This window comes from Alitabrizicola rongguiensis (genome assembly GCF_021491355.1).
Lineage (GTDB): Bacteria > Pseudomonadota > Alphaproteobacteria > Rhodobacterales > Rhodobacteraceae > Aliitabrizicola > Aliitabrizicola rongguiensis.
This window is the reverse complement of the sequence record NZ_JAKENF010000002.1, coordinates 133,177-155,935: the sequence shown is the minus strand read 5'-3', so window position 1 is coordinate 155,935 and position 22,759 is coordinate 133,177. Positions and strand designations below refer to the sequence as shown.

The window sequence follows — 22,759 nt, the reverse complement described above, 5'->3', positions numbered from 1 at the left end:
GCGGGTGGGGGAAACCCGGGTCAGGCGCTGCCAGGAAGTACAACCGGGAACAAAGCAAAATGCGCGTGCGAAAGCATTGGATTGGCGGCCTTGCCGGGCTGCTCGTCCTGAACGGCGCGGCTTGGGCCGATGTGACTGACCGTCAGATCAACGACCCGACCGACGCCTTCGGCCAAAGCCCCGCCGGCCCATTCGGGCAGGGCCTTTACAACCAGACGGGTTCGCTCCCTGTGCCGTTCGAGACGATGGCGCGGCTGGCGGAACCCGGAACACCGGCACTCGTGAAGCCGGCAGAGCCGGAATACTCGGCAGTCTGGCTTGCCGGACTGCCCGCGGCGACCGGCGACAAGGAGTGGGAATGCCTTGCGAAGGCGATCTACTTCGAGGCCCGGGGCGAGTCGATCAACGGGCAGTTCGCGATCGCGGAAGTGATCCTGAACCGTGTCGATTCTCCCTTGTATCCCAATTCGATATGTCGCGTTGTTAAACAAGGCGGGCAGGGCGGTTGCCAGTTCTCCTTCGTCTGCGACGGGCGGTCCGACGCGATCCGTGAGAAGGCAGCCTACGAGACAGCCGGCAAGATTGCCCGGCTGATGCTGGACGGCATGCCTCGGGCGCTGACGCATGGCGCCACGCATTTCCACGCCGCGGGCGTGAGGCCGGGCTGGGCGCGCCGCTATGCCGAGACGGCAGAGATTGGATCGCACAGGTTCTACCGCGCGACGGTCAGGCAATGACGAGCGGGCGACACGGCATGTCGCCTTTCTTGCTTTCCGTGCCGCCCTTGGGGTAAGGCCAGCGCGCCGGCAGTTTATGCTTCGGCGCGACGGAATTGCCGGCGGGGACCGGATCATGACCAGCGACATCAGTCTTGCCTTCGCGCATCCCGAGGAGCGCGCCGAAGCCTCTGCGGGGGCAGATCCGCGCGACCGGATCAGCCTGCGTGACCATGTCGTCGAGGTGGAGATCGGCGCCTTTCAGCAGGAACGCGGCACCCGCCAGCGTGTCCGCTTCGACGTTGTGGTCGAGGTTCGCCCGCATCCTGCGCCGATCGAGGACGACGTTGATCGGATCCTGTCTTATGACCGGATCGCCGAGTCGATCGCAGCCGAACTCGCCTCTGAACGGCTCAACTTGTTGGAAACGCTTGCGGAACGCATCGCCGAGCGCATTCTGGCCGAGCCTCAGGCTATGCGTGTTTTCGTCCGCATCGAAAAGCTCGATCGTGGACCGGGTGCCCTCGGGGTTGAAATCGTGCGCTCGCGCGCCGAAGTGCCGACCCGCTCTGTCGATGCCGAAGGGGCGGAGACGGCGCTGCATCCGGTGGTCGTGTTCTTCGACAATCCGGGGATACTGGCCGGTGATCTGGCCGAGCGGTTGGACCGCCTGCAGGCGACCGGCAAGCCGGTGATCCTGACGGTCGGTCTGCCCGATCTGCCGCGGCCGGAGACCGGCCATCGCCCGACGCAGCGCCGTATCGATCTTCTGGCGATCGAACAGAATGCCTGGGTGCTGGCTGCCCGCGACCCGCGCTGCGTCGTTGTTGCCACCCGGACCGAGATCGACTGGGCGATGAAGCATGGCCGGATGATCGTCTGGGCGCCGTCGAAACTGGTGCTCGATGCGGTCGATGGGCCGCAATCGCGCGAACCGGTGGCGCTGGCCCTGTGGCTGGCCGAGACGCTGGCAGCAGAGCGGCTGGTCCTTCACGGGACTGCAACAGTTCCGGCAGGAAGCCGCGTGCCGGTCGAGCAGGCCTGAGCGCGACGCTTGCCAAGCGGGTCAGGCCGAGGCACAGACTTGCCATGACCTATTTTCGTCCGATCCCGATGACCGATCCTGCCCGCCCCGATGGCGGGTTCTATCTTGCCGGCGGCTGGTGCTGGTTCGACCGCGTCGAGGTGCTGGAGCGTGGGCGCGCCTCGCAGTTGGTCCCGGCCCGCGACATCCCGCGCGAGGCGAGGGCCCGACTGACCGATCCCAGGCCCGATTTCGCCGGGTTGAAGATGGATCGGCCACGGCTCATGGGCATCCTGAATGTGACGCCCGACAGCTTTTCCGATGGGGGCCTTTTCCTTGCGCCCGAAGCCGCGCAGATGCAGGCCCGCACCATGGCTGGGGCGGGTGCCGACATCATCGACATCGGTGGAGAAAGCACGCGCCCCGGTGCGGCGGAAGTTCCCGAGGAAGACGAGATCCTTCGCACCGCTCCGGTGATCGAGGCGCTGATCGAAGGTGGGCTGCGCGCGCCCATCTCGATTGACACGCGCAAGGGGGCGGTGGCAGCGGCGGCGCTGGCCGCCGGCGCGGCGATCGTCAACGATGTTTCGGCCTTCACTTTCGATCCGGCGCTGGTCGGTGTTGTGGCAAAGGCAAGGGTACCGGTGATCCTGATGCATGCCAAGGGCACGCCGCAGACGATGCAGGACGACCCGACCTATGACGACGTGCTGCTGGATGTCTATGATTTCCTGTCCGAAAAGGTGATGGAGGCCGAGGCCGCCGGCATCCCGCGCACGAAGATCATGGTCGATCCCGGCATCGGCTTCGGCAAGACCGCCGAGCACAACCTGACGCTTCTGCGCAACCTGTCGCTGTTCCACGGGCTGGGCTGCCCGGTGCTGCTCGGGGCTTCGCGCAAGCGCTTCATCGGTTCGATCGGGGGCGAGGCGCAGGCGGACCGGCGGGTGCCGGGGTCGCTCGCGGTGGCGCTGGCGGGGCTGGCGCAGGGTATCCAGGTGCTGCGCGTGCATGACGTGGGCGAGACGCGCCAGGCGCTGGCGCTCTGGCAGGCAATCTATTCGGGAGGCACGGCATGAGCCGCAGGCTTTTCGGCACCGACGGAGTTCGGGGCACCGCGAACATCCATCCGATGACTGCCGAGATGGCATTGAAGCTCGGCGCCGCCGCAGGCCGCTACTTCCGCCGTGACGGACAGGGGGCGCATCGGGTGGTGATCGGCAAGGACACGCGCCTGTCCGGCTATATGCTGGAAAACGCGCTGACCGCCGGGCTGACCTCGACCGGCATGAGCGTCCTGCTCCTTGGTCCGGTTCCGACCCCCGCCGTGGGCTTCCTGACGCGGTCGATGCGCGCCGATCTGGGCGTGATGATTTCGGCCAGCCACAACCCGCACGAGGACAACGGCATCAAGTTCTTCGGCCCCGACGGCTTCAAGCTGTCCGACGAGGCAGAGATGGAGATCGAGGCGATGGTCGCCTCGGACATCGAACTGGTTCCTGCGGCCGAGATCGGACGGGCCAAGCGCATCGAGGACGCGCGCGGTCGCTACCAGGAATACGCCAAGACCACCTTTCCGGCGGGTTTGCGGCTTGACGGGCTGAAGGTGGTGATCGACTGCGCCAATGGCGCTGCCTACCGCACCGCGCCCGAGGTGCTGTGGGAACTCGGGGCCGATGTGGTTCCGGTCGGCGTCAGCCCGAACGGCACCAACATCAACCTCAAATGCGGCTCGACCCATCCCGACACGGCGGCCGAGGCGGTTGTCGCGCATGGCGCTGACGTGGGCATCTGCCTCGATGGCGATGCCGACCGGGTGATCCTGATCGACGAGGCCGGGCAGGTGGCCGACGGCGACCAGATCATGGCGCTGTTCGCGGCGCGGTGGGCCGAGGAGGGGCGGCTGAACCACGGGGCGCTGGTCGCCTCGGTGATGTCGAACCTCGGGCTTGAGCGGTTTCTGGCGGGTCGCGGGTTGCGGCTGGAGCGCGCGCCGGTCGGTGATCGCTACGTCGTCGAGGCGATGCGCAAGGGCGGCTACAACCTTGGTGGCGAACAGTCGGGCCATATCGTGATGACCGATTTCGCCACGACCGGCGATGGCCTGATCGCGGCGCTGCAATTCCTTGCCGAGATGGCGCGGACCGGGCGCAAGGCCAGCGAGTTGGTCCGCAACTTCGAGACGGTGCCGCAGCTCTTGAAGAACGTCCGCTACGGGGCGGGGGCCGAGCCGCTGAAGGCACCGTCCGTCCAGGCGGTGATCGCCGGAGCCGAGGCGCGCCTGAACGGTCGCGGCCGACTGCTGATCCGCAAGTCGGGCACCGAGCCGCTGATCCGGGTGATGGCCGAATGCGAGGATGAAACCACGCTGATCTCGGTCGTTGATGAGATCGTCGAGGCGGTGAAGGCGGCGGTCTGAAGCGGCGCTTGGTTCAGGCGGCCACCGGCTTTCCGCCTGCGGCCTGCAGCCTTGCATGCCCCCAGGCTGCGGCGAACAGCGGCAATGGCGACAGCAGGATTGCGATGTTCGCGGCGAGGCGCCCCGGCTCGGCGTTCAGGAAGTAAAGCTCCAGCGCATAGACGCACAGGATATGTGCCGAGAAGACGTGCAATGAATGCTGGCCGAGGAAGACCAACGGCTTCCAGGTGAAGATCGTCGTCATGACCCTTGCCCCGAGTGCAATTCCCGGCAGCGACGATTGCGGACCCGCGACCAGCAGCCAGACGATCGCGAACAGGTCGAGGAAGAAGGCGACGGCATAGATCGTGCTGAGATTGCCTCGGTCCGTCATGTCAAGCACGTGGTCTGAGTAGCTGTGCGAGATCCAGAAGTCGAAGACAATACGGTCATAGAGGCCAAGAAGAAGAATCGCGCAGGCCGCAACCGCGAAGGCCCGCGCCACACCGGGCCGGTGCAGCCAACCTAGATCGAGTTCACCCGCCGCCCTCAGGTAACCGGTGCAGAGCCCGGCGAAGAAGATCAGTTGCCAACCCGCGACGTTGAAGAAGATGCCGAGATGGAGCCGGTAGCCATAGTCGTTGAGCGTGGACTCGACGTTGTCGACGGCCGTGTCGCTGAGTCCCGTCTGTGCGAAGAGCCACAGACAGAGACTGCCCGTCACGATCGCCGGCAGGTAGCCGAGCCGCAGCCAGCTCAACACGAAGGGGGTGAACAGCAGAAACAGGATATACATGGGCAGGATGCCCATATGTGCCGAGCCAGTCACCAGCCCGAGTGAGGCAAGCGTGAATGCGGCCGGGGCGTTTGCGTAGGGGGCGAGATAGCCAAGTTTCAGACCCAGGGCGGTGGCTGCCATTGCGGCAATCGCGAGGATGAGAATCAAACCGGCCTGATGCAGGTAGATGGTTTTCATCCGCCGCCAGATGGCCTTTTCCATCGCAGGTTGGCCCTTGCGGATCAGGATGCCGCCATAGACGAGGCCGACAACGAGCCCCGACAGAAAGACGAAGCCCTGCGCATCCTCCACCCAGCCGAAATAGTGGTGGTTCAGTTTCCCGATGGTGGTCTTCAGGAATTCGTTGGCATGGACCACCATCATGAAGATGAGGAAAAAACCGCGAAATCCGTCGATGATTGAAATGCGCATCACCACTACCCCCTCAACTCGCCAGTGTCAGAAGGGTATCACGCTCTCGTGACGCGGGAATGAAATGGCAGGGGCTCGGCCCGCAATTGCGCAGCCATCAGCCGCCGTTTGCCGTGACTTGCAGCCGGGTGCCCACGAAATACGCAGGGCTGGAGCGATTGCCCCGGCCCTTCTGCCTCGATGTGGCGGGATCAGTTTCGGGCCTTGTCGACCATCGTGTTCTTGGTGATCCACGGCATCATGGCGCAACGAGCACTTCGTTCCGGGATGCAATGGGGAAGGATGCGCTCAACGGGTAGGCCATTCGGCGGTGTCGTGATCGGGATGCTGGCGGCTGGAGAGGCGGATCTTCTCGAAACGCTCGGGCGTGTCGCCAACACCGTTGTCTCCCTCGCCTGTGACCGTCTCGGGCAGGAACGGCAGATCGGAAAACCAGGGCTCGCGCGCCTCAATCCCGAATTGGGCCTGCGGCCTCACCTCTGAATGGCGATCGAGCGAACCGATCGAAACGCCGATGCGATGGCCTGTCATGAAGCTGTAGAACAGCGGAGTGCCGCAATCCCGGCAGAAACCGCGCATGGCCTCGTCCGAGCTTTGGAACCAGCCCGGCGCGCCGCGAGTGATCCGGAAATTGTCGGGGTGAACATCGGCAAAGGCGCCGAAGAAGCTGCCGAACTGCTTCTGGCACATGCGGCAGTGGCAGATGCAGGCGTTTTCCGGTTTTTCCAGCAGTGCATAGCGCACCGCGCCGCATTGGCATCCGCCGGTCCAAGTTTCGCTTTCCATCACGGCCCTCCGCAAGGCGTTGAGGGAAGTCACTGCCGTCTGGACATCTTCTCGTGGTGCGTGTGGGCGCCCGCTTGTCTTGGGCGCCCACACTGAAGCATATCAGTTCCGCGCCTTGTCCACCATCTTGCCCTTGGCAATCCAGGGCATCATCGCGCGCAGCTTTTCACCGACCTTCTCGATCTGGTGCTCGTCATTGATGCGGCGGGTGGCCTTGAAGAAGGGCTGGCCGACGGCGTTTTCCTGCATGAAGTCGCGCACGAACTTGCCGGTCTGGATGTCGGTCAGGACGGCCTTCATCCGGGCCTTGGTCTCGTCATAGGGCAGGATGCGCGGGCCCGAGACATACTCGCCATACTCGGCGGTGTTCGAGATCGAGTAGTTCATGTTGGCGATGCCGCCTTCGTAGATCAGGTCCACGATCAGCTTCACCTCGTGCAGGCATTCGAAATAGGCCATCTCGGGCTCGTAGCCCGCTTCGACCAGCGTTTCGAAGCCCATGCGGATCAGCTCGACCAGACCGCCGCAGAGCACGGCCTGCTCGCCGAACAGGTCGGTTTCGCATTCCTGGCGGAAGTTGGTCTCGATGATGCCCGAACGGCCGCCGCCGATGGCCGAGCAGTAGCTGAGGCCGATTTCCATTGCCTTGCCGGTCGCGTCCTGATGGACGGCCACGAGGCAGGGCACGCCGCCGCCCTTGACATATTCGCCACGCACGGTGTGGCCCGGGCCCTTCGGCGCCATCATGATGACGTCGACGCCCTTCTTCGGCTCGATCAGGCCGAAATGGACGTTCAGGCCGTGTGCGAAGGCGATCGCCGCGCCTTCGCGCAGGTTGTCGTGCACGTATTTCTTGTAGGTCGCGGCCTGCAGCTCGTCGGGCATGGTGAACATGATGAGGTCACACCACGCTGCGGCCTCGGCGATGCCCATGACTTTCAGGCCTTCGGCTTCGGCTTTCTTGGCCGAGGGCGAGCCTTCGCGCAGCGCAACGACAAGGTTCTTTGCGCCCGAGTCGCGCAGGTTCAGCGCATGGGCATGGCCCTGGCTGCCATAGCCGAGGATGGCGACCTTCTTGTCCTTGATGAGGTTGATGTCGCAGTCGCGATCGTAATAGACGCGCATGGGTGTCTCTCCTTTTTATGCCGTTCTGGCGGGCATCATAGGGACAGGCACGTAAATCGTCGTGCAAAGTTTGACGATTCTTCCATGATCTGCGAAAGATCATGCGTAACATCGGCAATAAACGAAGTTTCCATGCTTGACGATACCGACCGGCGCCTGCTGCGTCATCTTCTGGCCGAGCCCGCGCTTGGCACCGGAGAACTGGCCGAGCGCACGGGGTTGACCACCGCGACCTGCTGGCGCCGGCTGGAAAAGCTACAGGCGGCCGGGGTGATCCAAGGCCGCGAAGCGGTGATCGACTGGCGGAAGCTCGGCTATGCCGTGGAGGTGTCCCTGCGCTTCACGCTCGACAAGACCGATCCGCGCGCCTTCGACGACTTCATCGCGGCGGCGCGCGAGGTGCCGGAGGTGGTGGCGATCGAGACCTTCCTTGGCCGCGTGGATGTACGGCTGAACGTCATCGCCCGCGACATGGGGCATTACCAGGACCTTTATCGCAGCCGCATCCTGACGCTGCCGCATATCGCCGAGCTGGATGCGCTGATGCTGATCTCGACCATCAAGGATGACGGGGGGCTGCCGGTTTGATCGACCTTGATGACCACGACCGGGCGATCCTGCGTATCCTGACCGCAGACGCCACCGTCAGCGCCGGCGAGCTTGGCCGGCGTCTGGGCCTGAGCCAGCCCGCCGCCTGGCGCCGGGTGAAGCGGCTGGAGGAGGCGGGCGTGCTGGCCGGGACGCGCGTGGTGGTGGACCGCGAGGCGATCGGCTTTGGCGTGACGGTGTTCCTGGGCATCAAGCTGGCCACGCGGGGGCGCGTTGCCCTCGAGGACTTCGAACGGGCGGTGACGGCAATCCCCGAGGTGCAGGTGGTGCAGCACGTGCTGGGCCTGTTCGACTACCGCCTGCGGGTCGTGGCCCGCGACATTGCCGATTTCGAGCGGGTGCTGCGCCGGCGGATCATGACCCTGCCGGGCGTAGGGCAGGTCGAGGCCAACGTCCTACTGAGCGAGGAGCGGCGGCCGGGGCCGATCGGGTAAAGGCAGGGCGGTGCCGACCCATGCCCGCCGTGCAGGAGGGGGCCGTCTGCCCCCTCCTGCACCTCCCCCGAGGATATTTGCGAACAGAAGAAGTGCAGGGGGTGGCGCGGGCGCGCGGCGCCTGTATCTTTACCGGTGCAAAGAGGAGGATTGGCCCATGCCCGGATTGCTGCCCGAAATCGACCCAGAGGGGCTCCAGGAATTCTCGGTGGTTTTCACCGACCGGTCGCTGAACCACATGTCGGCGAAGTTCCAGAAGGTGATGCGTGACATTTCGGAGATGCTATGCGAGGTCTACAGCGCCTCTGGCGTGGCGGTCGTGCCGGGCGGCGGCACCTTTGCGATGGAAGCGGTCGCCCGCCAGTTCGCCCGCGACCGCCACGCGCTGATCGTGCGGAACGGCTGGTTCTCCTACCGCTGGACGCAGATCTTCGAGGCGGGCGGGTTCGCGGCGGAAACGACCGTCTGCATGGCGCGGACCGGTGGGAATGGGCCGAAAGCGCCTTACGCGCCGCCGCCGGTGGACGAGGTCGTGGCGAAGATCCGCGAGGTGAGGCCGGATGTTGTCTTTGCCCCGCATGTCGAGACCAGCGCCGGGATCATCCTGCCGGACAGCTACATCACTGCCATCGCGGCGGCGGCGCATGAGATCGGCGCGCTGATGGTGCTCGACTGCATCGCAAGCGGAGCGGTCTGGGTGGACATGGGCGCGACGGGTGTCGACGTGCTGATTTCTGCCCCGCAGAAGGGCTGGTCCTCCTCGCCCGCAGCCGGCCTGGTGATGCTGTCCGAGCGGGCGGAGAAGCGGCTGGCCGAAACCACATCGGACAGCTTCGCGCTCGACCTAAAGAAGTGGCGGGCGATCATGTCGGCCTATGAGAATGGCGGCCATGCCTATCACGCCACCATGCCGACCGAGGCGCTCGTCCGTTTCCGCGACGCGATGCAGGAGACGAAGACCTACGGCTTCCAGCGGCTTAAAGAGGCGCAGTGGAAGCTGGGCGAAGGCGTTCGGGCGATGATGAAGGCCAAGGGCGTGCCCTCGGTCGCCGCCGATGGCTTCGGAGCGCCGGGGGTGGTTGTCAGCTTCACTGACGACCCGGACATCCAGAACGGCAAGAAATTCGTGGCCGAGGGTCTGCAGATCGCGGCGGGCGTGCCGCTTCAGGTGGGCGAGGGGACCGAGTTCCGGACGTTCCGACTGGGGCTGTTCGGGCTGGACAAGCTTTACGACGTGCCGGGCACGCTCGCGCGGCTGCAGGCGGCGGTCGACAAGGTTCTCTAGTCTTCAGCGCACCCCGAGACCGGCCTTCATCAGGGTCCGGCGCACCGGGGCGATGGAATAGAACGCATTGAGGGCGCCTGCGCGCAGATCGCGCAGGAAAGGCTCGCCCATCATCGAGGCGCGGTTCAGCGCGTCGATGCCTGTGACCCGCGCCATGACCTCGGTGTGGCGCGCCTTGTGATAGGCGTCGAGCATCGCGGCATCGCCAAGGCGGTCCGGCGCTTTCGCCGCAAGGTCCAGGAGGACCCGCAGGTCGGCGAGGCTCATGTTCAGCCCCTGAGCCCCGATTGGCGGGACGACATGCGCGGCCTCGGCGATCAGCGCCGCACGTTCGCCCGCCATGCGGTCGGCGATCTGGCTGATGATCGGCCAGACGGTGCGGCGGCTGACCAGCTTCAGCGGCCCGAGGATGCCGCAGGAGCGTTCGGTCATCGCCGCCTCGAACTCCGCCTGGGGCAGGGCCGCGAGGCGCAGTGCTTCGGGGCCGCGCTCCATCCAGACGATGGCCGAGGAATGGGCGCCGTCGCGGTCGGGCAGGGGCACCAACGTAAAGGGGCCGCCCGAGCGATGGATCTCGGTCGAGACGTTGTTGTGCGGTTCGGGATGGGTGACCGCGAAGGCCAGCGCCTTCTGTCCATAGCGCAGCGTCTTGACCGGGATGCCGAGCGCCTGCCGGACGGTGGAGTTGCGCCCATCGGCGGCGACCACCAGCCGGGCAGAGACACCCGTGCCGTCAGACAGCGTCACCAAGGCCTCGCCCTCGCGGGTGATGAGCCGAGCCGTGGCGGTGCCGGGGCGGAACGAGACATTCGGCAGCTCGGCCAGCCGCGCCACCATCTCGCGCCGCAGCAGCCAGTTCGGGAGGTTCCAGCCAAAGGGCTGGTCCGAGATGTCCGAGGCGTCGAAATCCTTGATGATGCGCGGCTCGGGCTTCTCGCCGCCGGCATCGATGATCCGCATGATCTGCAGCGGCGCCGCATGGGGCTCGAGCCGTGACCAGAGGCCTGCAGCTTCCAGCACCGGAATTGAGGGTTGGAGGAAGGCTGTCGTGCGCTGGTCGGACCCTGCGGCATCGCGTTCGGTGACCGGAGGCTCGGGATCGACGCAGATCACGCGAAACCCGGCACAGCCGAAGGCTGCAGCCGCAGTCAGGCCCGCAACGCCGCCCCCAGAAACCAGGATATCCGTGCTCTGCCTAGCCATGACGCGCCCTTTCCGTTCGGCCCACAGATAGGCCGGTCCGGGGGGCGCGTCCAAGCGACATTTTCGCCCTGGGCGTCAGCCCCGGGTGATCATGATGAGAAGCACGAACATCACCGGCACCATTGCCAGCGCCGTCATGGCCAGCGCGACCAGACCCCAGGTCTTGACGGCCAGCGCGAGGGCCGTCAGCAGGATGACCAGCGCATACCAGACGTTGTTGATGTCGCGGGAAATGTCACGGGCGATCCAGCCGAAAAAAGGGATGGCGTAGAAGCCGCGGGCAAACGTGGCAGAGGTCATCGATGAATCTCCTGTTCAGCATTTACCCACATAATGTCTGGTGCAGTCGGGGCAAATGGACAGGATGCCGCAGTGCGGCGTCAGTCGATCAGTCGGCCGAGGAACTCGCTCAGATCCTCGGCATGGTGGTGGATGTGCTCGGCAGGTTCGGGCTCGGGCGCGATATGAACGGTGCGCATCCCCATCTCGTGCGGTGCAGCCAGGTTGCGCGGATCATCCTCGAACATCGCTGCCCGGGCCGGGTCGAGCCCATCGCTGGCAAAGACCGTCTCGAACGCCCGACGCTCGGGTTTTGGGCGGAAGCCCGCATGTTCGACGCCGTACACGGCATCGAAGAGCCCGGACAGGCCGCGCGCCGCGATGACCCGCTCGGCGTAAGGCGCGCAGCCGTTGGTGTAGACGATCCTGCGACCGGGCAGGGCCGCGATCCGGCGCGCCAGCACGGCATCCGCCACGAGGCTGTCGAACGAGATGTCATGCACATGGGTCAGATAGGGCGCGGGATCGACCCCGTGCTCCGCCATCAGCCCCGCCAGCGTGGTGCCATAGGTCATCCAGTAGTGGCGCCGCAGCCGGTCGGCTTCGGGCCGGTCGACGCGCAGCGCCTCCATCACCCAATCGATCATCCGCACCTCGATCTGGTCGAAGAGCCGTGCCGAGGGCGGGTAGAGCGTGTTGTCCAGGTCGAAGACCCAGGTCGTGACATGGTGGAAATTCGTGCGGACCATGCGACATAGGTAGTGATGCTGCGCCCGGCGATCAATCCGATTGATCCCGGGCAAGGGGCGTGTCTATTTCGGGGCGGGGGGACGGGTCGAAGATGAAAGAACCGAAAGACGTGCAGAAGGATGCCTATTCGCTGATCCTCGAGGCGATCGACGCAGGCGTTTACCGTCCGGGCGACCGGCTGGTGGAATCGGAGCTGGCCGAGCGGCTGGGCGTGTCGCGCACGCCGGTCCGCGAGGCGCTGCAGCGGCTGGAGACCCAGTCAATGCTCACGCGCGACGGGCGCAGCCTGATCGTCGCATCGCTGGATCATTCGCAGCTTTCCGATCTTTACGCCGTGCGGTCGGAACTCGAGGGACTTGCCGCGCGGCTTGCGGCGCGCCATGCCTCGGATGAGGAGATCCGGGTGCTCCATGGGATGGTTCTGGAGGATCACAAGCTGCTGGGGGGCGATCCACGGGCGCTGAGCAGGGCCAACAAGCGGTTCCATCGCCAGATTCACCTGGCGTCTCACAACCGCTTCCTGATCCAGCAGCTCGATCTGGTGAACCGGGCCATGGCGCTGATGGCAACGACCAGCTTCGCGGCCGAGGGTCGCGACGAGATTGCCTTGCAGGAACATGCCGCGATCGTGGCCGCCATCGAGGCTCGGGATGGGGAGGCAGCCTATCAGGCGCTGAAGACCCATATCTCGAAGGCCTTCGAGACCCGCCTTCGGGTGGATGCCGGCGAGCTGAAGACCCGCTGAGGCGCTCGTGGGATCGGTCGGCAAAGGGGGCTGTCAGCCCCCTCTGGGCCTCTGGCCCATTCACCCCCGAGGATATTTGCAAACAGAAGAAGGTGCCTTTGTGTTGGCTCTTACCCGCCAGCTCGGTCGAAGCGGCCGTGGCGTGTCTTGTCCCAGTAGAAGGGTTTGAGGACCATCTCCCAAAGCGCCTTGTAGGCGGCAAGGGAGGCCAGCGGGTGGTAGACCGACAGGGTCAGGAGCCAGATCGGATTGAGCACCTCGCGCCGGCGGCGCAGACCGATCAGACCGATGGCCAGGTTCAGCGCCTCGCAAAGCAGGAACAGCCCAATCATCGCTCGGAAGGCCGCAGGCGGCAGGACCGAGATCACCGGATGCCAAAGGCCAAGACTGGCGGCCCAGAAGCTGAGCAGTAGCGGCGCGAGCAGGGCGTGCAGGATCGATCCTAGGAAAAGGACCTGCACCGCGAGGAAACCCCTCACCCCGAGTTGCCGGCAGAGGAGGGCAGGCTCGCGCATGTGGACGCGCCAGGTCATCATGTAGCCCTTGATCCAGCGCGAGCGCTGGCGGATCCACGGCAGCAGCAGGCAGTTCGCCTCTTCCCCTGTTTCAGTCTCGATCAGTTCGGTCCGGTAGCCGTGGCGGGCCAGCCGCAGGCCGAGATCGGCGTCCTCGGTGACGTTATGCGCATCCCAGGCCCCGAGGGATTCAAGGGCATCGCGGCGGAAGAACAGGGTCGTGCCGCCAAGCGGCACCGGCAGGCCCAGTCGCGCGAGGCCGGGCAGGATCACCCTGAACCACGCGGCATACTCCATCGTGAAGCAGCGGGCCATCCAGTTGGTCTGCGGGTTGTAGAAGTCGAGCACGCCCTGCAGGCAGGCCACCTCTGGCCCGCGTTGGTGGAAGCGGTCGACAACCCTGCGGATCTGGCAGCCCTCGGGCGCGTCTTCCGCATCGTAGATGCCGATGAAGATGCCGCGGCAGAAGTCGAGCGCATAGTTCAGCGCGCGCGGCTTGGTCTTCAGGCTGCCTTTCGGCACCGGCACGATCCGCATCCAGCCGGGCAGCCCGGCGCGTGCCAGGGCATGGCGGGTGAGTTCGTCTTCCTCTTCGACGACAAGCACGATGTCGAGCAGTTCGCGCGGATAGTCGATCCGCCCCAGCCGGCGGACAAGGCGGGGCGCAATCTCGGCTTCCTTGTAGAGCGCGACCATGACCGATACCACTGGCAACCGGGCGATCAGGGGCGGCGGATCGGCGGGGGGCGGGCGGCGCAGGGCAGCAAGAAGCGCAGCGCCCTTGAGCACCATGCTGGCGGTCATCGCCAAGAGGGCAATCAGCGTCAGAAGGCCCAGGGTCATGGCAAGCGGGAAGAGGCCCAGAAGCACACCGAGGACAAGAAGCACCGGGTGCAGCAGCCGGGGCCGTGCCGGCAGAGACCGGCAGCTTTCGCTGGCCTCGGTGCGGCTTTCGGCGCGCCGAAGCAGGGGATCGCGGCTGAGTTCGGCAACGACGGCCTGAAGCGCCTCGCGCGGGGCGAGGGCAAGTGTCACCGGCCCAAGCGCGGCTTCGACCGTGCCGCGATGCCGGCGAAGCGTGTCGGGATGATCCGCCAGAACGACCGTGGCCGCGCCGATCCGGCGCCAGGGCAGAAGGCCAAGGCGCAGACAGTCAACCGCCCCCAGCCGGTCGATCTGGCGCGGATCGGGCGCTGACTCGCGCGGATCGACGAAGCGCAGCCCAAGATATGCTGCGCGCGCACGGGTCAGGGCCGGATCGCGCGCCAGCCCCTCTGTCAGCAGGAGCGTGCCGAGATCGCCGCCCCTTTCGCGCTGCAAGGCCAGTCCACGCACGAGCGCAGCCGGCCCGACCACCCCCGCGTTCAGCAGGTGGAGGCCGAGCGCGCCCGCCTCGTCGCGAGGCCGGACCTCGCCGGGCCGCAAGAGCGGCAGGGCGAGTTGCGAGGGCGTAACAAGCTGAAGGGCAGGGGCGGGCATGGCGGCCTTTCTGTCAGGCCGTGCCAGCTTCGTTCCCCCTTGGTTAACAGGGGGTTAACAGGAGGAGGGCCCTGGCTGCCCGGTCAGGCCGAACGGCGGGCGCGCATTGCCTCGGCGAAGCGGTCGAACAGGTAATAGCTGTCCTGCGGGCCGGGGCTTGCCTCCGGGTGATACTGCACCGAGAAGACAGGGCGGTCGGTCATGCGGATACCGCAGTTCGATCCGTCGAAGAGGCTGACATGAGTCTCGATCACGCCTTTCGGCAGCGTCTGGCTGTCGACCGTGAAGCCGTGGTTCATCGAGGTGATCTCGACCTTGCCGGTTTCGACATCCTTCACGGGATGGTTCGCGCCGTGGTGACCGTGGTTCATCTTGACCGTGCGGGCGCCAAGCGCCAGCGCCAGCATCTGGTGGCCAAGGCAGATCCCGAACAAGGGCAGGTCCCTTTCCAGAACGCCCCGGATCATCGGAACGGCATATTCGCCCGTCGCCGCCGGGTCGCCGGGGCCGTTCGACAGGAACACGCCTTCTGGGTTCAGGGCCAGGACGTCCTCGGCCGTGGCCGTGGCCGGCAGCACCGTGACCTCGCAGCCCGAAGAGGCGAGGCAGCGCAGGATGTTGCGTTTTGCGCCGTAGTCGATGGCGACGACGCGCAGCCCCGGACCTTCGCGGCGCTTGTAGCCCTCGGGCCAGGCCCACCGCATCTCGTCCCAACGATAGGACTGGGTGCAGCTCACGTCCTTGGCAAGGTCGAGCCCGACCAGGCCGCGCCAGGCGCGCGCCTTGGCGACCAGCGCGCCGATGTCGAACTTGCCTTCGGGATCGTGGGCCAGCGCCACATGCGGGGCGCCCTGCTGGCGGATCGCGCGGGTCAGGCGGCGTGTATCGACCCCGCCCATGCCGATCCGGCCCTTGACCTTGAGCCAGTCGACCAGATCGCCGGTAGAACGCCAGTTCGACGGTTCGGTCGGGTCCCACTTCACCACAAGGCCGGCCGCCACCGGATCGGCGGTTTCATCGTCTTCGGTGTTCACGCCGACATTGCCGATATGCGGGAAGGTGAAGGTCACGACCTGCCCGGCATAGGAGGGGTCGGTCATGATTTCCTGATAGCCGGTCATCGCGGTGTTGAAGACCAGCTCCGCAACCGTCTCGCCGGTGGCGCCAAAGCCGTGGCCATAAAAGATCGTGCCATCCGCCAGCGCAAGGCAGGCTGTCGGGCGGGAGGCGGGCTGTTGGCTGGTGGCGGACATGGCGCGACTCCCGGGTCTGGATAAACGGCTGGAACCTATGCCCGCGCTCCGGCGGGGTCAAGGGTGCGCGGGAAATGTCTTTTCTTTTCAGAACAATAACTTGACGCAAGGGCGCCTGTTGTCTTGCACCTGCCCCCCCTGTATTGTGGTCGCCCGGACACCCAGGGGGATGGATGAACCGATGAACATGCGCGACCGTCTGCAGACCGCGTTGAAAGAGGCGATGAAGGCTCGGGAAGCCGAACGGCTTTCGGCCCTCCGGCTCATCAACGCTGCGATCAAGGACCGTGACATCGCCGCGCGCGGTGAAGGGCATGAAGACGGAATCTCGGATGCCGAGATCCTGGCCGTGCTGGGCAAGATGGTGAAGCAACGCCAGGAAAGCGCCCGCATCTACGAAGAAGGCGGGCGGATCGAACTCGCCGAGAAGGAACTGAACGAGATCAAGGTGATCGAGGAATTCCTGCCGCGCCAGCTGACCGCCGCAGAGGTCGAGACAGCCATCGCGACGGCGATTTCGGAATCCGGCGCCACGAGCATCCGCGACATGGGGAAAGTCATGGCCGTGCTGAAGGCCAAGTATACCGGTCAGATGGATTTCGGTGCAGTCGGGGCGAGTCTGAAGCAAAGGCTGGCCTGACAGGCTCTTTGCCCGTCAGGCGGCCAAGTCGGTCTGCGCGAAAGGGCTGCATCCGGACTGCCGGATGCAGCCCCACTCATCAGCTGGGTGCCGCGTATTTTGAAGCCAAAGCACCGGCCTTCTTTTGTGCGGTCACGAACTCGGCCGAGGTGAAGGCCTGGACCGTCTTTAGGTTCGCGACGGCCCCCGACGCGCCGGCCACCATGAGCGCCGCGATAAGCCCGGTCGAGTCGTCGGATTCGGTCACCATCAGGAAATCGTTGTCGCCGGTGGTCAGCAGATAGGTCAGCATCTTGCCGCCCGACGCTTCGACAAGCGCGCGGGTCGCCGCTTCCCGATCGCTTGGATGGGCAATCATGCCCCGCATTCCCGCCGACGTGTAGCTGCCGGTGATGATATAGCGTGCCATTTGTCGTGTTCCCCCCGTCGTGGCATCCGGCTCCCCCGGGGCCTGATGCGCCGGGCCGGTGCACGACCACAGGATAGCACGGATCGACGCCGCACAGAGATTCCTGCAAAAAGTTTCAGAACGGCGCGGGTGGCCGGTCCGAACTTGTCCGTGACGTTGCCGGAGAGGTCGATGTTGTCTGGATCGAGAACCCGGACGGGCGCACCCGCTGACTGGGCCATCTGCGCAAGATCGGACCATGTGACCTTCGCGACGTTGGTCAGTTTGAAGTCACAGCACCCGACAGGAAGCGGGTGCAGGCCATCGTCTCAACCGCCGAGATGGTCGCAACCGACGCGACATATCCGGCAATGAGACAGCCGCGAAGCAGTTCCGTACCTCCTCCAGATCGACAGGATTCTGAATATGGCAGAGCCCTGGACGGTGAAATGCCGCGCCCAATGCTGTCGGTGATTGTCCGTCAGAGGCCCGGGCTAAGCGCGACACGCAGGTCGTGGATCAGCGCGAGTCGTTCTTCTTCTGCCAGGAAAGACCCGATCTCGACCTCTCGGCCATTGCCGCGGAGGGTCAGGTAGTTCGGCACCGGCCCCCCCGTTTCATGCAGGGTCACCCGCACCCAGTGCGGGTTGGCCTGCCATTCCTGCCGCTGCCCGCGCGGTCCGTGGCGCACCAGCGTCACGCGGTCGCGCCAGATCGTCAGATCCTCGACCACCTCGCCGTCGCGGTAGTTGCGCTGAAGCGCGAACCACAGGCCCCAGACCGCCAACAGCAGGAAGGGCAGCAGCCCCCACAGGATCGGCGTTCCCATCACCGGCCAGAGCGGCAGCGAGATCAGCGCCGCCGTCGCCGCGATCAGCCAGACGAATCCACGCTTGGGAAGCGACCGGAAAGGCCACAGATGCAGGCGCGCCAGCGGGGCATCCTCAGTGAAAGAGGCCCCGGATTGCTCCGGGGCCTTTTGGGGATCGATCAGCCATTCGTAAGGCATGGCCGAAGGTCAGTGGGCGTGGCCCTTGTCCCAGTCGGAGCGCTTCGGAAGGATCTCGAAGGTATGCTCCGGCGGCGGGCAGGGCAGGGTCCATTCCAGCGTATCCGCGTGCTCGTTCCAGTAGTTGTTCACCGTGATGCGCTGGCCGGCGCGGATCGTGTAGAACATGATCCCGATGAAGAACAGGAACGAGGCGAAGGACAGGAACGCGCCGAGCGACGAGATGTAGTTCCAGTAGGCGAAGGCCTCCGGATAGTCGATGTAGCGGCGCGGCATGCCCTGGCGGCCCAGGAAGTGCTGCGGGAAGAAGGTCAGGTTCGCACCGATGAACATGGCCCAGAAGTGCAGCTTGCCCGCCCATTCCGGATATTGCCGGCCCGACATCTTGCCGATCCAGAAGTACATGCCCGCAAAGATCGCGAAGACCGCGCCAAGCGACATGACGTAGTGGAAGTGCGCCACGACATAGTAGGTGTCGTGATAGGCGCGGTCGATCGGCGCCTGGCTCAGCACGATGCCGGTCACGCCGCCAACGGTGAACAGGAAGATGAAGCCGATGGCGAAGAGCATCGGAGTCTTGAACTCGATCGAGCCGCCCCACATCGTTGCGATCCACGAGAAGATCTTGATGCCGGTCGGCACCGCGATCACCATCGTGGCCAGCATGAAGTAGGACTGCTGGGTCAGCGACATGCCGGTGGTGTACATGTGGTGCGCCCAGACGACGAAGCCCAGCACGCCGATCGCCACCATCGCATAGACCATCGGCAGGTAGCCGAAGATCGGCTTGCGCGAGAAGGTCGCGATGACCTGGCTGACGATGCCGAAGCCCGGCAGGATCACGATGTACACTTCCGGATGGCCGAAGAACCAAAGGATGTGCTGGTAAAGCACCGGGTCACCGCCACCGGCCGGCTGGAAGAAGGTCGTGCCGAAGTTGCGGTCGGTCAGAAGCATGGTGATCGCGCCGGCCAGAACGGGCAGCGACAGAAGGATCAGCCACGCAGTGACGAAGATCGACCAGGCAAAGAGCGGCACCTTGTGCAGCGTCATGCCCGGCGCGCGCATGTTCAGGAAGGTGGTGATGATGTTGATCGCACCGAGGATCGACGAGGCGCCCGACAGGTGGACCGCGAAGATCGCAAGGTCCATGGCGATGCCGGTCTCGCTGGTCGAAAGAGGCGGATACAGGACCCAACCAACGCCCGCGCCCGACTGGCTGTTACCGCCCGGCGCGAAGACCGAGATCACTGCCAGGGTGCCACCGGCGGCGAACATCCAGAAGGAGAGGTTGTTCATCCGCGGGAAGGCCATGTCCGGCGCGCCGATCTGCAGCGGCATGAAGTAGTTGCCGAAGCCCCCGAACATGCCCGGAATCACGACGAAGAACATCATCAGAACGCCGTGGCCAGTGATGAACACGTTCCACAGGTGTCCGTTCGGCGTGCAGGTGTCGGCTGCAGTCGCGGCCGTCAGGCGCGCGCCCTCAAGACACATGTATTGCACGCCGGGGTGCATAAGTTCCATGCGCATGTAGACGGTGAACGTCACCGACAGCAGGCCGAGGAAGCCCGCAAAGAACAGATAAAGGATGCCGATGTCCTTGTGGTTCGTCGACATGAACCAGCGCGTGAAGAAGCCGCGATGGTCTTCGTGGCCGTGAATGGCTGCGTCCGCCATACTCGCCTCCAGTAATCCCGTAGTTGCTTTTTTTCGTGGGAAGTGGAGTGACTCCCCCCTTGCGACCCGTTCTAGAGGGGGCGGTCGTTGGCGGCAACGCCAGACTTTGATCCAGATCAAGAAATATGGTGCGGGAATTGGGGTTGCCTGCGGCAATGCGCCGCAGGCGGACGCAAAAGGGCCGGGCCAAGCCGGCCCGGCCCCGTCTGATGCGGGTTTGCCTGAAGGGTGTGAGGCTTACTTCGCGACCGAGGCGAGGTAGGCTGCAACATCCTCGCCGCCTTTCGGCAGCTTGAAGCTCATCTTCGACTTGGCCTTGGGATCGCCGGTCTGCTCTTCAAGCCATTTGGTCGGATCCGCGACATAGGCCGCGATCATCGCCTCGTCCCAGACAAGACCCTTGCCCGCGGCTTCCTTGATGCCGTCGCCGTAGGCAAAGCCCTCGACCGAGGCGAGCGGCCGGCCAACCACGCCGTAAAGGTTCGGGCCGACCTTGCCGCCCTTCACGATGTCAGTCCCGTCGGGCGCGGTGATCGCATGGCAGGCCTTGCATTTCTTGAACTCGTTTTCGCCCTTGGCCGCGTCGCCCTCCGCAAAGACGGGGGCGGCGACAAGCGTCAGGCTGGCAATGAGCGGCAGAAACTTCATGGGGTGTCCTCTCTCTGGTGCTGGCTGGCAGCGGGGGTGAGTCGCTGCCCTGCCCCTGACAGAACGCCTCCCCCGCATGGCGATCAATATGTGCATTCGTCGCGGGTGTCGCTGTCCATCGCGGCGGCGAAGGTCCGACGAAGCGCAGCATCGAGATCGGCCATCGTGACCGGCAGGCCCAGATCAACAAGACTCGTGACACCATGGTCGCGGATTCCGCAGGGCACGATGCCGTCAAAATGGCTCAGGTCCGGTTCGACATTGATGCTTATGCCATGGAAGCTGACCCATTTGCGCAGCTTGACCCCGATCGCGGCGATCTTGTCCTCCGCGGGGCTGCCATCGGGCGAGGGCGGCCGGTCCGGCCGCACCACCCAGACACCGACGCGGCCCGCGCGACGTTCACCCTTGACGCCGAATTCGGCCAGTGTCGCGATCACCCAGTCTTCGAGCCTGCAGACGAACTTGCGCACATCGCGGCCGCGGGTATTGAGATCGAGCATCACATAGACCACGCGCTGCCCCGGCCCGTGATAGGTGTATTGCCCGCCGCGCCCTGCCTTGAACACGGGAAAGCGGTCGGGATCGGTCAGGTCCTCGGCCCTGGCCGAGGTGCCGGCGGTGTAGAGCGGCGGATGCTCCAGCAGCCAGATCATCTCTCCGGCCCGGCCTTCGGAGATGGCCGCCACCCGTTCCTCCATCGTTGAGAGCGCTTCGTCATAGGGCACGAGTCCCTCGGAGAGTCTCCATTCGACCATGAAATGCTCCTGCCGCCGGTTTCACCCGAGATGCGTCGGGATTGCGGGAAATGCAACCTTCGGAACTCGCCGTGCAAAACCGTTCGGGCGGTGCAGAATCCCCCTTTCCTTCCCCGGGGCGCTTCGCTAAAAGCCCGCCATCCGAGCCGGGGCATCCCGGAAACGGGCGGTTGTGGCGGAATTGGTAGACGCGCAGCGTTGAGGTCGCTGTGGGGTAACTCCCGTGGAAGTTCGAGTCTTCTCAACCGCACCATTTCTCGACAAAGCCCCGCAATTGCGGGGCTTTTTGTTTCCTGTCATCCTGACTGTACCCTACCGGCGCCCCAGTTGCCGCTCGACGATCTGCAAGAGCCGTCGGTGCATCGCCGATGTCCGGTGGCGCAGGTGCATGGCCGCAAAGACCGGCTGGGTGATCGCAGGCACGTCGGCGACCGGGCGGAACCCCTGGGCGGCAAGGGCCTGAACCGTGTCTGCCAGCACGAAGCCCGCGCCGCCGAGCGATTGCAGCAGGCCCGCAACGGCGGCGTTCTGACCGGCCGCGAGGGCGGCCGCACCCATTTCCGGCAGAAGCGCCCGATGCGCCACCTCGAAGGCGGGGGAGTAGTTCGCCCGGATGTATCGTTCCGGTCGCAGGTCGGCCCGCCGGTCGCCATCGGACGAGATCAGCCGGTAGGCGATCTGGCCGACGCTGGCGAAATGCAGGTCGGGCTCGGCGCGGGGGCTGAAGAGCACGGCGAAATCAAGGGCGCCCGCCACGAGGTCGCTGCACATCTGCGCCGAATAGTCGGGCTCGATGTAGAAGCCGGTCTGGGGCAAGGCGCGGCGAAAGCCCGAGACCCAGTCGCCGATATGGCCCGCGGCGAGGTCGTTCTGGATGCCGATCCGCAGCGCCACTGCCTGTGCTCCCGTCGGCTCCACCGCGCGCCGCGCCTCAGCCCAGCCATGGCGCAGCGCGCGGGCATGGGGTTCGAACTTCAGCCCCTCGGTGGTGAGTTGTGTTCCCGACCGCGAGCGTTGGAACAGCCGCGTGCCAAGCGTCGTCTCCAGCGCCTGCACCCGGGCCGAGATCGTGGACTGGGTCAGCCCCAGACGCTCGGCCGAGCGGTGGAAGCTGCGGGTCTCGACGAGGTCGAGGAAAGTGTCGAGGAGTTCAGGGGTCATCAGAGCGTCACGCCCGGCGGCGGAGCGCCATTCAGCGACCGCAGCGCGACACAGGTGGCAAGGTCGCGGGCCCATTCGTAGTAAAGGCCCTTGGTATTGGTCAGGATAATGCCCTCGCCCTGCATCCGGGCAAGGCCCGCCGCATGGTTGTCGCCGGGGCTGCCGGTCGCATCGGTCACCACCGCCACGGTGAAGCCTGCGTCCTTGAGCCCAAGTGCCGAGTGGCAGATGCAGACATCTGTCTCTAGCCCGACCAGTACGGCTTGCGGGCGGTTCAGGGCGCGCGCGGCGGTCAGCAGATCGGGCTGACCGGCCAGTCCGAAAACCCGCTTGTCGTGGATGGGCAGGCCGGGCGGCAGTGCCTCGAGGATCGCCGGCACCGGCGGGCCCTCTGAGGGCAGGTCCTCGGCCAATGCCAGCATCGGAATGTCGAGCGCCCTCGCGACGCGGATGATCCAGGCGATCCGCGCGACCAGAGGGTCGCGCTCGGCGAGCGCCAGCTTGTCCAGAAAGGCAGGCTGCACGTCGATCAAGGCAAGGAAGCTGCGGCTGCGGTCGATGAGCGGCATGGCTCTCTCCTGATCGGATTTATCGATCAATAAGCCGGGTCATGCCGAATTGAAAGCCATCGCGCGCCCGCAGATAATCCCGCGCAAGACAAGAC

General features: G+C 65.4%; 24 protein-coding genes and 1 tRNA gene. 10 read left to right on the top strand and 15 right to left on the bottom strand.

The genetic code is table 11. The features are described from left to right. Nucleotides 1-59: 59 nt before the first annotated feature. The 4 genes from L0V05_RS06770 to glmM all read left to right on the top strand — a co-directional run bounded on the left by L0V05_RS06770 (nucleotide 60) and on the right by glmM (nucleotide 4,159). Entirely contained in the window at nucleotides 60-737 is a 678-nt protein-coding gene (locus tag L0V05_RS06770) for a cell wall hydrolase (RefSeq protein WP_234869358.1), read from the top strand. 115 nt (nucleotides 738-852) lie between these two features. Further along, on the top strand, nucleotides 853-1,761 hold the full coding sequence (locus L0V05_RS06765) for a dihydroneopterin aldolase (protein WP_234869357.1): 909 nt from the start codon (nucleotides 853-855) through the stop codon (nucleotides 1,759-1,761). 44 nt (nucleotides 1,762-1,805) lie between these two features. Then, nucleotides 1,806-2,819, top strand: a complete 1,014-nt coding sequence (folP, locus tag L0V05_RS06760; RefSeq protein ID WP_234869356.1) for a dihydropteroate synthase — start codon at nucleotides 1,806-1,808, stop codon at nucleotides 2,817-2,819. Further along, nucleotides 2,816-4,159, top strand: coding sequence for a phosphoglucosamine mutase (gene glmM, locus L0V05_RS06755; RefSeq protein WP_234869355.1), 1,344 nt, complete (start codon nucleotides 2,816-2,818; stop codon nucleotides 4,157-4,159). The genes folP and glmM overlap by 4 nt, the downstream gene beginning before the upstream one ends. A gap of 13 nt (nucleotides 4,160-4,172) precedes the next feature. Here glmM and opgC read toward each other — a convergent pair whose 3' ends face one another. From opgC to ilvC, 3 genes are all read right to left on the bottom strand, one after another. Continuing rightward, the gene (opgC, locus tag L0V05_RS06750; RefSeq protein ID WP_234869354.1) at nucleotides 4,173-5,348 is read right to left on the bottom strand and encodes an OpgC domain-containing protein; all 1,176 of its coding nucleotides are present in this window, start codon (nucleotides 5,346-5,348) and stop codon (nucleotides 4,173-4,175) included. Nucleotides 5,349-5,636: 288 nt separating this feature from the next. After that, entirely contained in the window at nucleotides 5,637-6,134 is a 498-nt protein-coding gene (locus L0V05_RS06745; RefSeq protein ID WP_234869353.1) for a GFA family protein, read from the bottom strand. Between the two features lie 102 nt (nucleotides 6,135-6,236). Next, complete coding sequence (gene ilvC, locus L0V05_RS06740) at nucleotides 6,237-7,259, bottom strand: ketol-acid reductoisomerase (RefSeq protein ID WP_234869352.1); 1,023 nt, start codon at nucleotides 7,257-7,259, stop codon at nucleotides 6,237-6,239. A gap of 132 nt (nucleotides 7,260-7,391) precedes the next feature. On the opposite strand from ilvC, the gene L0V05_RS06735 reads away from it, so the two are divergent. The 3 genes from L0V05_RS06735 (at nucleotide 7,392) to L0V05_RS06725 (ending at nucleotide 9,587) form a co-directional block, all read left to right on the top strand. Beyond that, the gene (locus tag L0V05_RS06735; RefSeq protein WP_234869351.1) at nucleotides 7,392-7,847 is read left to right on the top strand and encodes an Lrp/AsnC family transcriptional regulator; all 456 of its coding nucleotides are present in this window, start codon (nucleotides 7,392-7,394) and stop codon (nucleotides 7,845-7,847) included. Then, the gene (locus L0V05_RS06730) at nucleotides 7,844-8,302 is read left to right on the top strand and encodes an Lrp/AsnC family transcriptional regulator (RefSeq protein WP_234869350.1); all 459 of its coding nucleotides are present in this window, start codon (nucleotides 7,844-7,846) and stop codon (nucleotides 8,300-8,302) included. The genes L0V05_RS06735 and L0V05_RS06730 overlap by 4 nt, the downstream gene beginning before the upstream one ends. Nucleotides 8,303-8,459: 157 nt before the next feature. Then, the gene (locus L0V05_RS06725) at nucleotides 8,460-9,587 is read left to right on the top strand and encodes an aminotransferase class V-fold PLP-dependent enzyme (protein ID WP_234869349.1); all 1,128 of its coding nucleotides are present in this window, start codon (nucleotides 8,460-8,462) and stop codon (nucleotides 9,585-9,587) included. Between the two features lie 3 nt (nucleotides 9,588-9,590). Here the strand turns inward: L0V05_RS06725 and L0V05_RS06720 are convergent, their stop codons facing one another. The 3 genes from L0V05_RS06720 to L0V05_RS06710 all read right to left on the bottom strand — a co-directional run bounded on the left by L0V05_RS06720 (nucleotide 9,591) and on the right by L0V05_RS06710 (nucleotide 11,818). Next, the gene (locus L0V05_RS06720) at nucleotides 9,591-10,790 is read right to left on the bottom strand and encodes a UbiH/UbiF family hydroxylase (protein ID WP_234869348.1); all 1,200 of its coding nucleotides are present in this window, start codon (nucleotides 10,788-10,790) and stop codon (nucleotides 9,591-9,593) included. A 75-nt stretch (nucleotides 10,791-10,865) separates the two neighbouring features. Then, the gene (locus L0V05_RS06715; RefSeq protein ID WP_234869347.1) at nucleotides 10,866-11,090 is read right to left on the bottom strand and encodes a hypothetical protein; all 225 of its coding nucleotides are present in this window, start codon (nucleotides 11,088-11,090) and stop codon (nucleotides 10,866-10,868) included. Nucleotides 11,091-11,170: 80 nt separating this feature from the next. Next, on the bottom strand, nucleotides 11,171-11,818 hold the full coding sequence (locus tag L0V05_RS06710) for a pyrimidine 5'-nucleotidase (RefSeq protein WP_234869346.1): 648 nt from the start codon (nucleotides 11,816-11,818) through the stop codon (nucleotides 11,171-11,173). Between the two features lie 92 nt (nucleotides 11,819-11,910). Here L0V05_RS06710 and L0V05_RS06705 point away from each other — a divergent pair, with 92 nt between their 5' ends. Beyond that, on the top strand, nucleotides 11,911-12,564 hold the full coding sequence (locus tag L0V05_RS06705; protein ID WP_234869345.1) for a GntR family transcriptional regulator: 654 nt from the start codon (nucleotides 11,911-11,913) through the stop codon (nucleotides 12,562-12,564). A gap of 110 nt (nucleotides 12,565-12,674) precedes the next feature. On the opposite strand, the gene L0V05_RS06700 is transcribed toward L0V05_RS06705, so the two are convergent. Further along, nucleotides 12,675-14,558: a glycosyltransferase gene (locus tag L0V05_RS06700; RefSeq protein WP_234869344.1), complete on the bottom strand. Its 1,884-nt coding sequence runs from the start codon at nucleotides 14,556-14,558 to the stop codon at nucleotides 12,675-12,677. Nucleotides 14,559-14,641: 83 nt separating this feature from the next. Continuing rightward, entirely contained in the window at nucleotides 14,642-15,811 is a 1,170-nt protein-coding gene (gene carA, locus L0V05_RS06695; RefSeq protein WP_234869343.1) for a glutamine-hydrolyzing carbamoyl-phosphate synthase small subunit, read from the bottom strand. A 181-nt stretch (nucleotides 15,812-15,992) separates the two neighbouring features. Here carA and L0V05_RS06690 point away from each other — a divergent pair, with 181 nt between their 5' ends. After that, nucleotides 15,993-16,451: a GatB/YqeY domain-containing protein gene (locus tag L0V05_RS06690; protein ID WP_234870547.1), complete on the top strand. Its 459-nt coding sequence runs from the start codon at nucleotides 15,993-15,995 to the stop codon at nucleotides 16,449-16,451. A 79-nt stretch (nucleotides 16,452-16,530) separates the two neighbouring features. Here L0V05_RS06690 and L0V05_RS06685 read toward each other — a convergent pair whose 3' ends face one another. From L0V05_RS06685 to lipB, 5 genes are all read right to left on the bottom strand, one after another. Further along, on the bottom strand, nucleotides 16,531-16,860 hold the full coding sequence (locus L0V05_RS06685) for a GYD domain-containing protein (protein ID WP_234869342.1): 330 nt from the start codon (nucleotides 16,858-16,860) through the stop codon (nucleotides 16,531-16,533). Nucleotides 16,861-17,320: 460 nt separating this feature from the next. After that, nucleotides 17,321-17,848 carry a DUF2244 domain-containing protein gene (locus L0V05_RS06680; RefSeq protein WP_234869341.1) on the bottom strand — a complete coding sequence of 176 codons (528 nt, stop codon included), beginning with the start codon at nucleotides 17,846-17,848 and terminating at the stop codon, nucleotides 17,321-17,323. A 9-nt stretch (nucleotides 17,849-17,857) separates the two neighbouring features. Beyond that, entirely contained in the window at nucleotides 17,858-19,528 is a 1,671-nt protein-coding gene (gene ctaD / locus L0V05_RS06675) for a cytochrome c oxidase subunit I (protein WP_234869340.1), read from the bottom strand. Between the two features lie 237 nt (nucleotides 19,529-19,765). Further along, nucleotides 19,766-20,176, bottom strand: coding sequence for a c-type cytochrome (locus tag L0V05_RS06670; RefSeq protein WP_234869339.1), 411 nt, complete (start codon nucleotides 20,174-20,176; stop codon nucleotides 19,766-19,768). Between the two features lie 83 nt (nucleotides 20,177-20,259). Then, the gene (lipB, locus tag L0V05_RS06665; protein WP_234869338.1) at nucleotides 20,260-20,934 is read right to left on the bottom strand and encodes a lipoyl(octanoyl) transferase LipB; all 675 of its coding nucleotides are present in this window, start codon (nucleotides 20,932-20,934) and stop codon (nucleotides 20,260-20,262) included. Nucleotides 20,935-21,100: 166 nt separating this feature from the next. Between lipB and L0V05_RS06660 the strand changes: the two genes are divergently transcribed. Next, nucleotides 21,101-21,187, top strand: a tRNA-Leu gene (locus L0V05_RS06660). Between the two features lie 59 nt (nucleotides 21,188-21,246). Here L0V05_RS06660 and L0V05_RS06655 read toward each other — a convergent pair. Together L0V05_RS06655 and L0V05_RS06650 are read right to left on the bottom strand one after the other, a co-directional pair. Then, nucleotides 21,247-22,095 (bottom strand): LysR family transcriptional regulator, encoded by an 849-nt coding sequence (locus L0V05_RS06655; protein ID WP_234869337.1) that lies wholly within the window; start codon nucleotides 22,093-22,095, stop codon nucleotides 21,247-21,249. Next, on the bottom strand, nucleotides 22,095-22,664 hold the full coding sequence (locus L0V05_RS06650; RefSeq protein WP_234869336.1) for an isochorismatase family protein: 570 nt from the start codon (nucleotides 22,662-22,664) through the stop codon (nucleotides 22,095-22,097). Before L0V05_RS06650 ends, L0V05_RS06655 begins: the two co-directional genes overlap by 1 nt. Nucleotides 22,665-22,759: the final 95 nt, after the last annotated feature.

What these genes read in the sequence shown, in the direction of transcription:
- L0V05_RS06770 (WP_234869358.1), top strand. Translation starts at nt 60, where the DNA reads ATGCGCGTGCGAAAGCATTGGATTGGCGGCCTTGCCGGGCTGCTCGTC.
- L0V05_RS06765 (WP_234869357.1), top strand. Translation starts at nt 853, where the DNA reads ATGACCAGCGACATCAGTCTTGCCTTCGCGCATCCCGAGGAGCGCGCC.
- folP (WP_234869356.1), top strand. Translation starts at nt 1,806, where the DNA reads ATGACCTATTTTCGTCCGATCCCGATGACCGATCCTGCCCGCCCCGAT.
- glmM (WP_234869355.1), top strand. Translation starts at nt 2,816, where the DNA reads ATGAGCCGCAGGCTTTTCGGCACCGACGGAGTTCGGGGCACCGCGAAC.
- opgC (WP_234869354.1), bottom strand. Translation starts at nt 5,348, where the DNA reads ATGCGCATTTCAATCATCGACGGATTTCGCGGTTTTTTCCTCATCTTC.
- L0V05_RS06745 (WP_234869353.1), bottom strand. Translation starts at nt 6,134, where the DNA reads ATGGAAAGCGAAACTTGGACCGGCGGATGCCAATGCGGCGCGGTGCGC.
- ilvC (WP_234869352.1), bottom strand. Translation starts at nt 7,259, where the DNA reads ATGCGCGTCTATTACGATCGCGACTGCGACATCAACCTCATCAAGGAC.
- L0V05_RS06735 (WP_234869351.1), top strand. Translation starts at nt 7,392, where the DNA reads ATGCTTGACGATACCGACCGGCGCCTGCTGCGTCATCTTCTGGCCGAG.
- L0V05_RS06725 (WP_234869349.1), top strand. Translation starts at nt 8,460, where the DNA reads ATGCCCGGATTGCTGCCCGAAATCGACCCAGAGGGGCTCCAGGAATTC.
- L0V05_RS06720 (WP_234869348.1), bottom strand. Translation starts at nt 10,790, where the DNA reads ATGGCTAGGCAGAGCACGGATATCCTGGTTTCTGGGGGCGGCGTTGCG.
- L0V05_RS06715 (WP_234869347.1), bottom strand. Translation starts at nt 11,090, where the DNA reads ATGACCTCTGCCACGTTTGCCCGCGGCTTCTACGCCATCCCTTTTTTC.
- L0V05_RS06710 (WP_234869346.1), bottom strand. Translation starts at nt 11,818, where the DNA reads ATGGTCCGCACGAATTTCCACCATGTCACGACCTGGGTCTTCGACCTG.
- L0V05_RS06705 (WP_234869345.1), top strand. Translation starts at nt 11,911, where the DNA reads ATGAAAGAACCGAAAGACGTGCAGAAGGATGCCTATTCGCTGATCCTC.
- L0V05_RS06700 (WP_234869344.1), bottom strand. Translation starts at nt 14,558, where the DNA reads ATGCCCGCCCCTGCCCTTCAGCTTGTTACGCCCTCGCAACTCGCCCTG.
- carA (WP_234869343.1), bottom strand. Translation starts at nt 15,811, where the DNA reads ATGTCCGCCACCAGCCAACAGCCCGCCTCCCGCCCGACAGCCTGCCTT.
- L0V05_RS06690 (WP_234870547.1), top strand. Translation starts at nt 15,993, where the DNA reads ATGAACATGCGCGACCGTCTGCAGACCGCGTTGAAAGAGGCGATGAAG.
- L0V05_RS06685 (WP_234869342.1), bottom strand. Translation starts at nt 16,860, where the DNA reads ATGGCACGCTATATCATCACCGGCAGCTACACGTCGGCGGGAATGCGG.
- L0V05_RS06680 (WP_234869341.1), bottom strand. Translation starts at nt 17,848, where the DNA reads ATGCCTTACGAATGGCTGATCGATCCCCAAAAGGCCCCGGAGCAATCC.
- ctaD (WP_234869340.1), bottom strand. Translation starts at nt 19,528, where the DNA reads ATGGCGGACGCAGCCATTCACGGCCACGAAGACCATCGCGGCTTCTTC.
- L0V05_RS06670 (WP_234869339.1), bottom strand. Translation starts at nt 20,176, where the DNA reads ATGAAGTTTCTGCCGCTCATTGCCAGCCTGACGCTTGTCGCCGCCCCC.
- lipB (WP_234869338.1), bottom strand. Translation starts at nt 20,934, where the DNA reads ATGGTCGAATGGAGACTCTCCGAGGGACTCGTGCCCTATGACGAAGCG.
- L0V05_RS06655 (WP_234869337.1), bottom strand. Translation starts at nt 22,095, where the DNA reads ATGACCCCTGAACTCCTCGACACTTTCCTCGACCTCGTCGAGACCCGC.
- L0V05_RS06650 (WP_234869336.1), bottom strand. Translation starts at nt 22,664, where the DNA reads ATGCCGCTCATCGACCGCAGCCGCAGCTTCCTTGCCTTGATCGACGTG.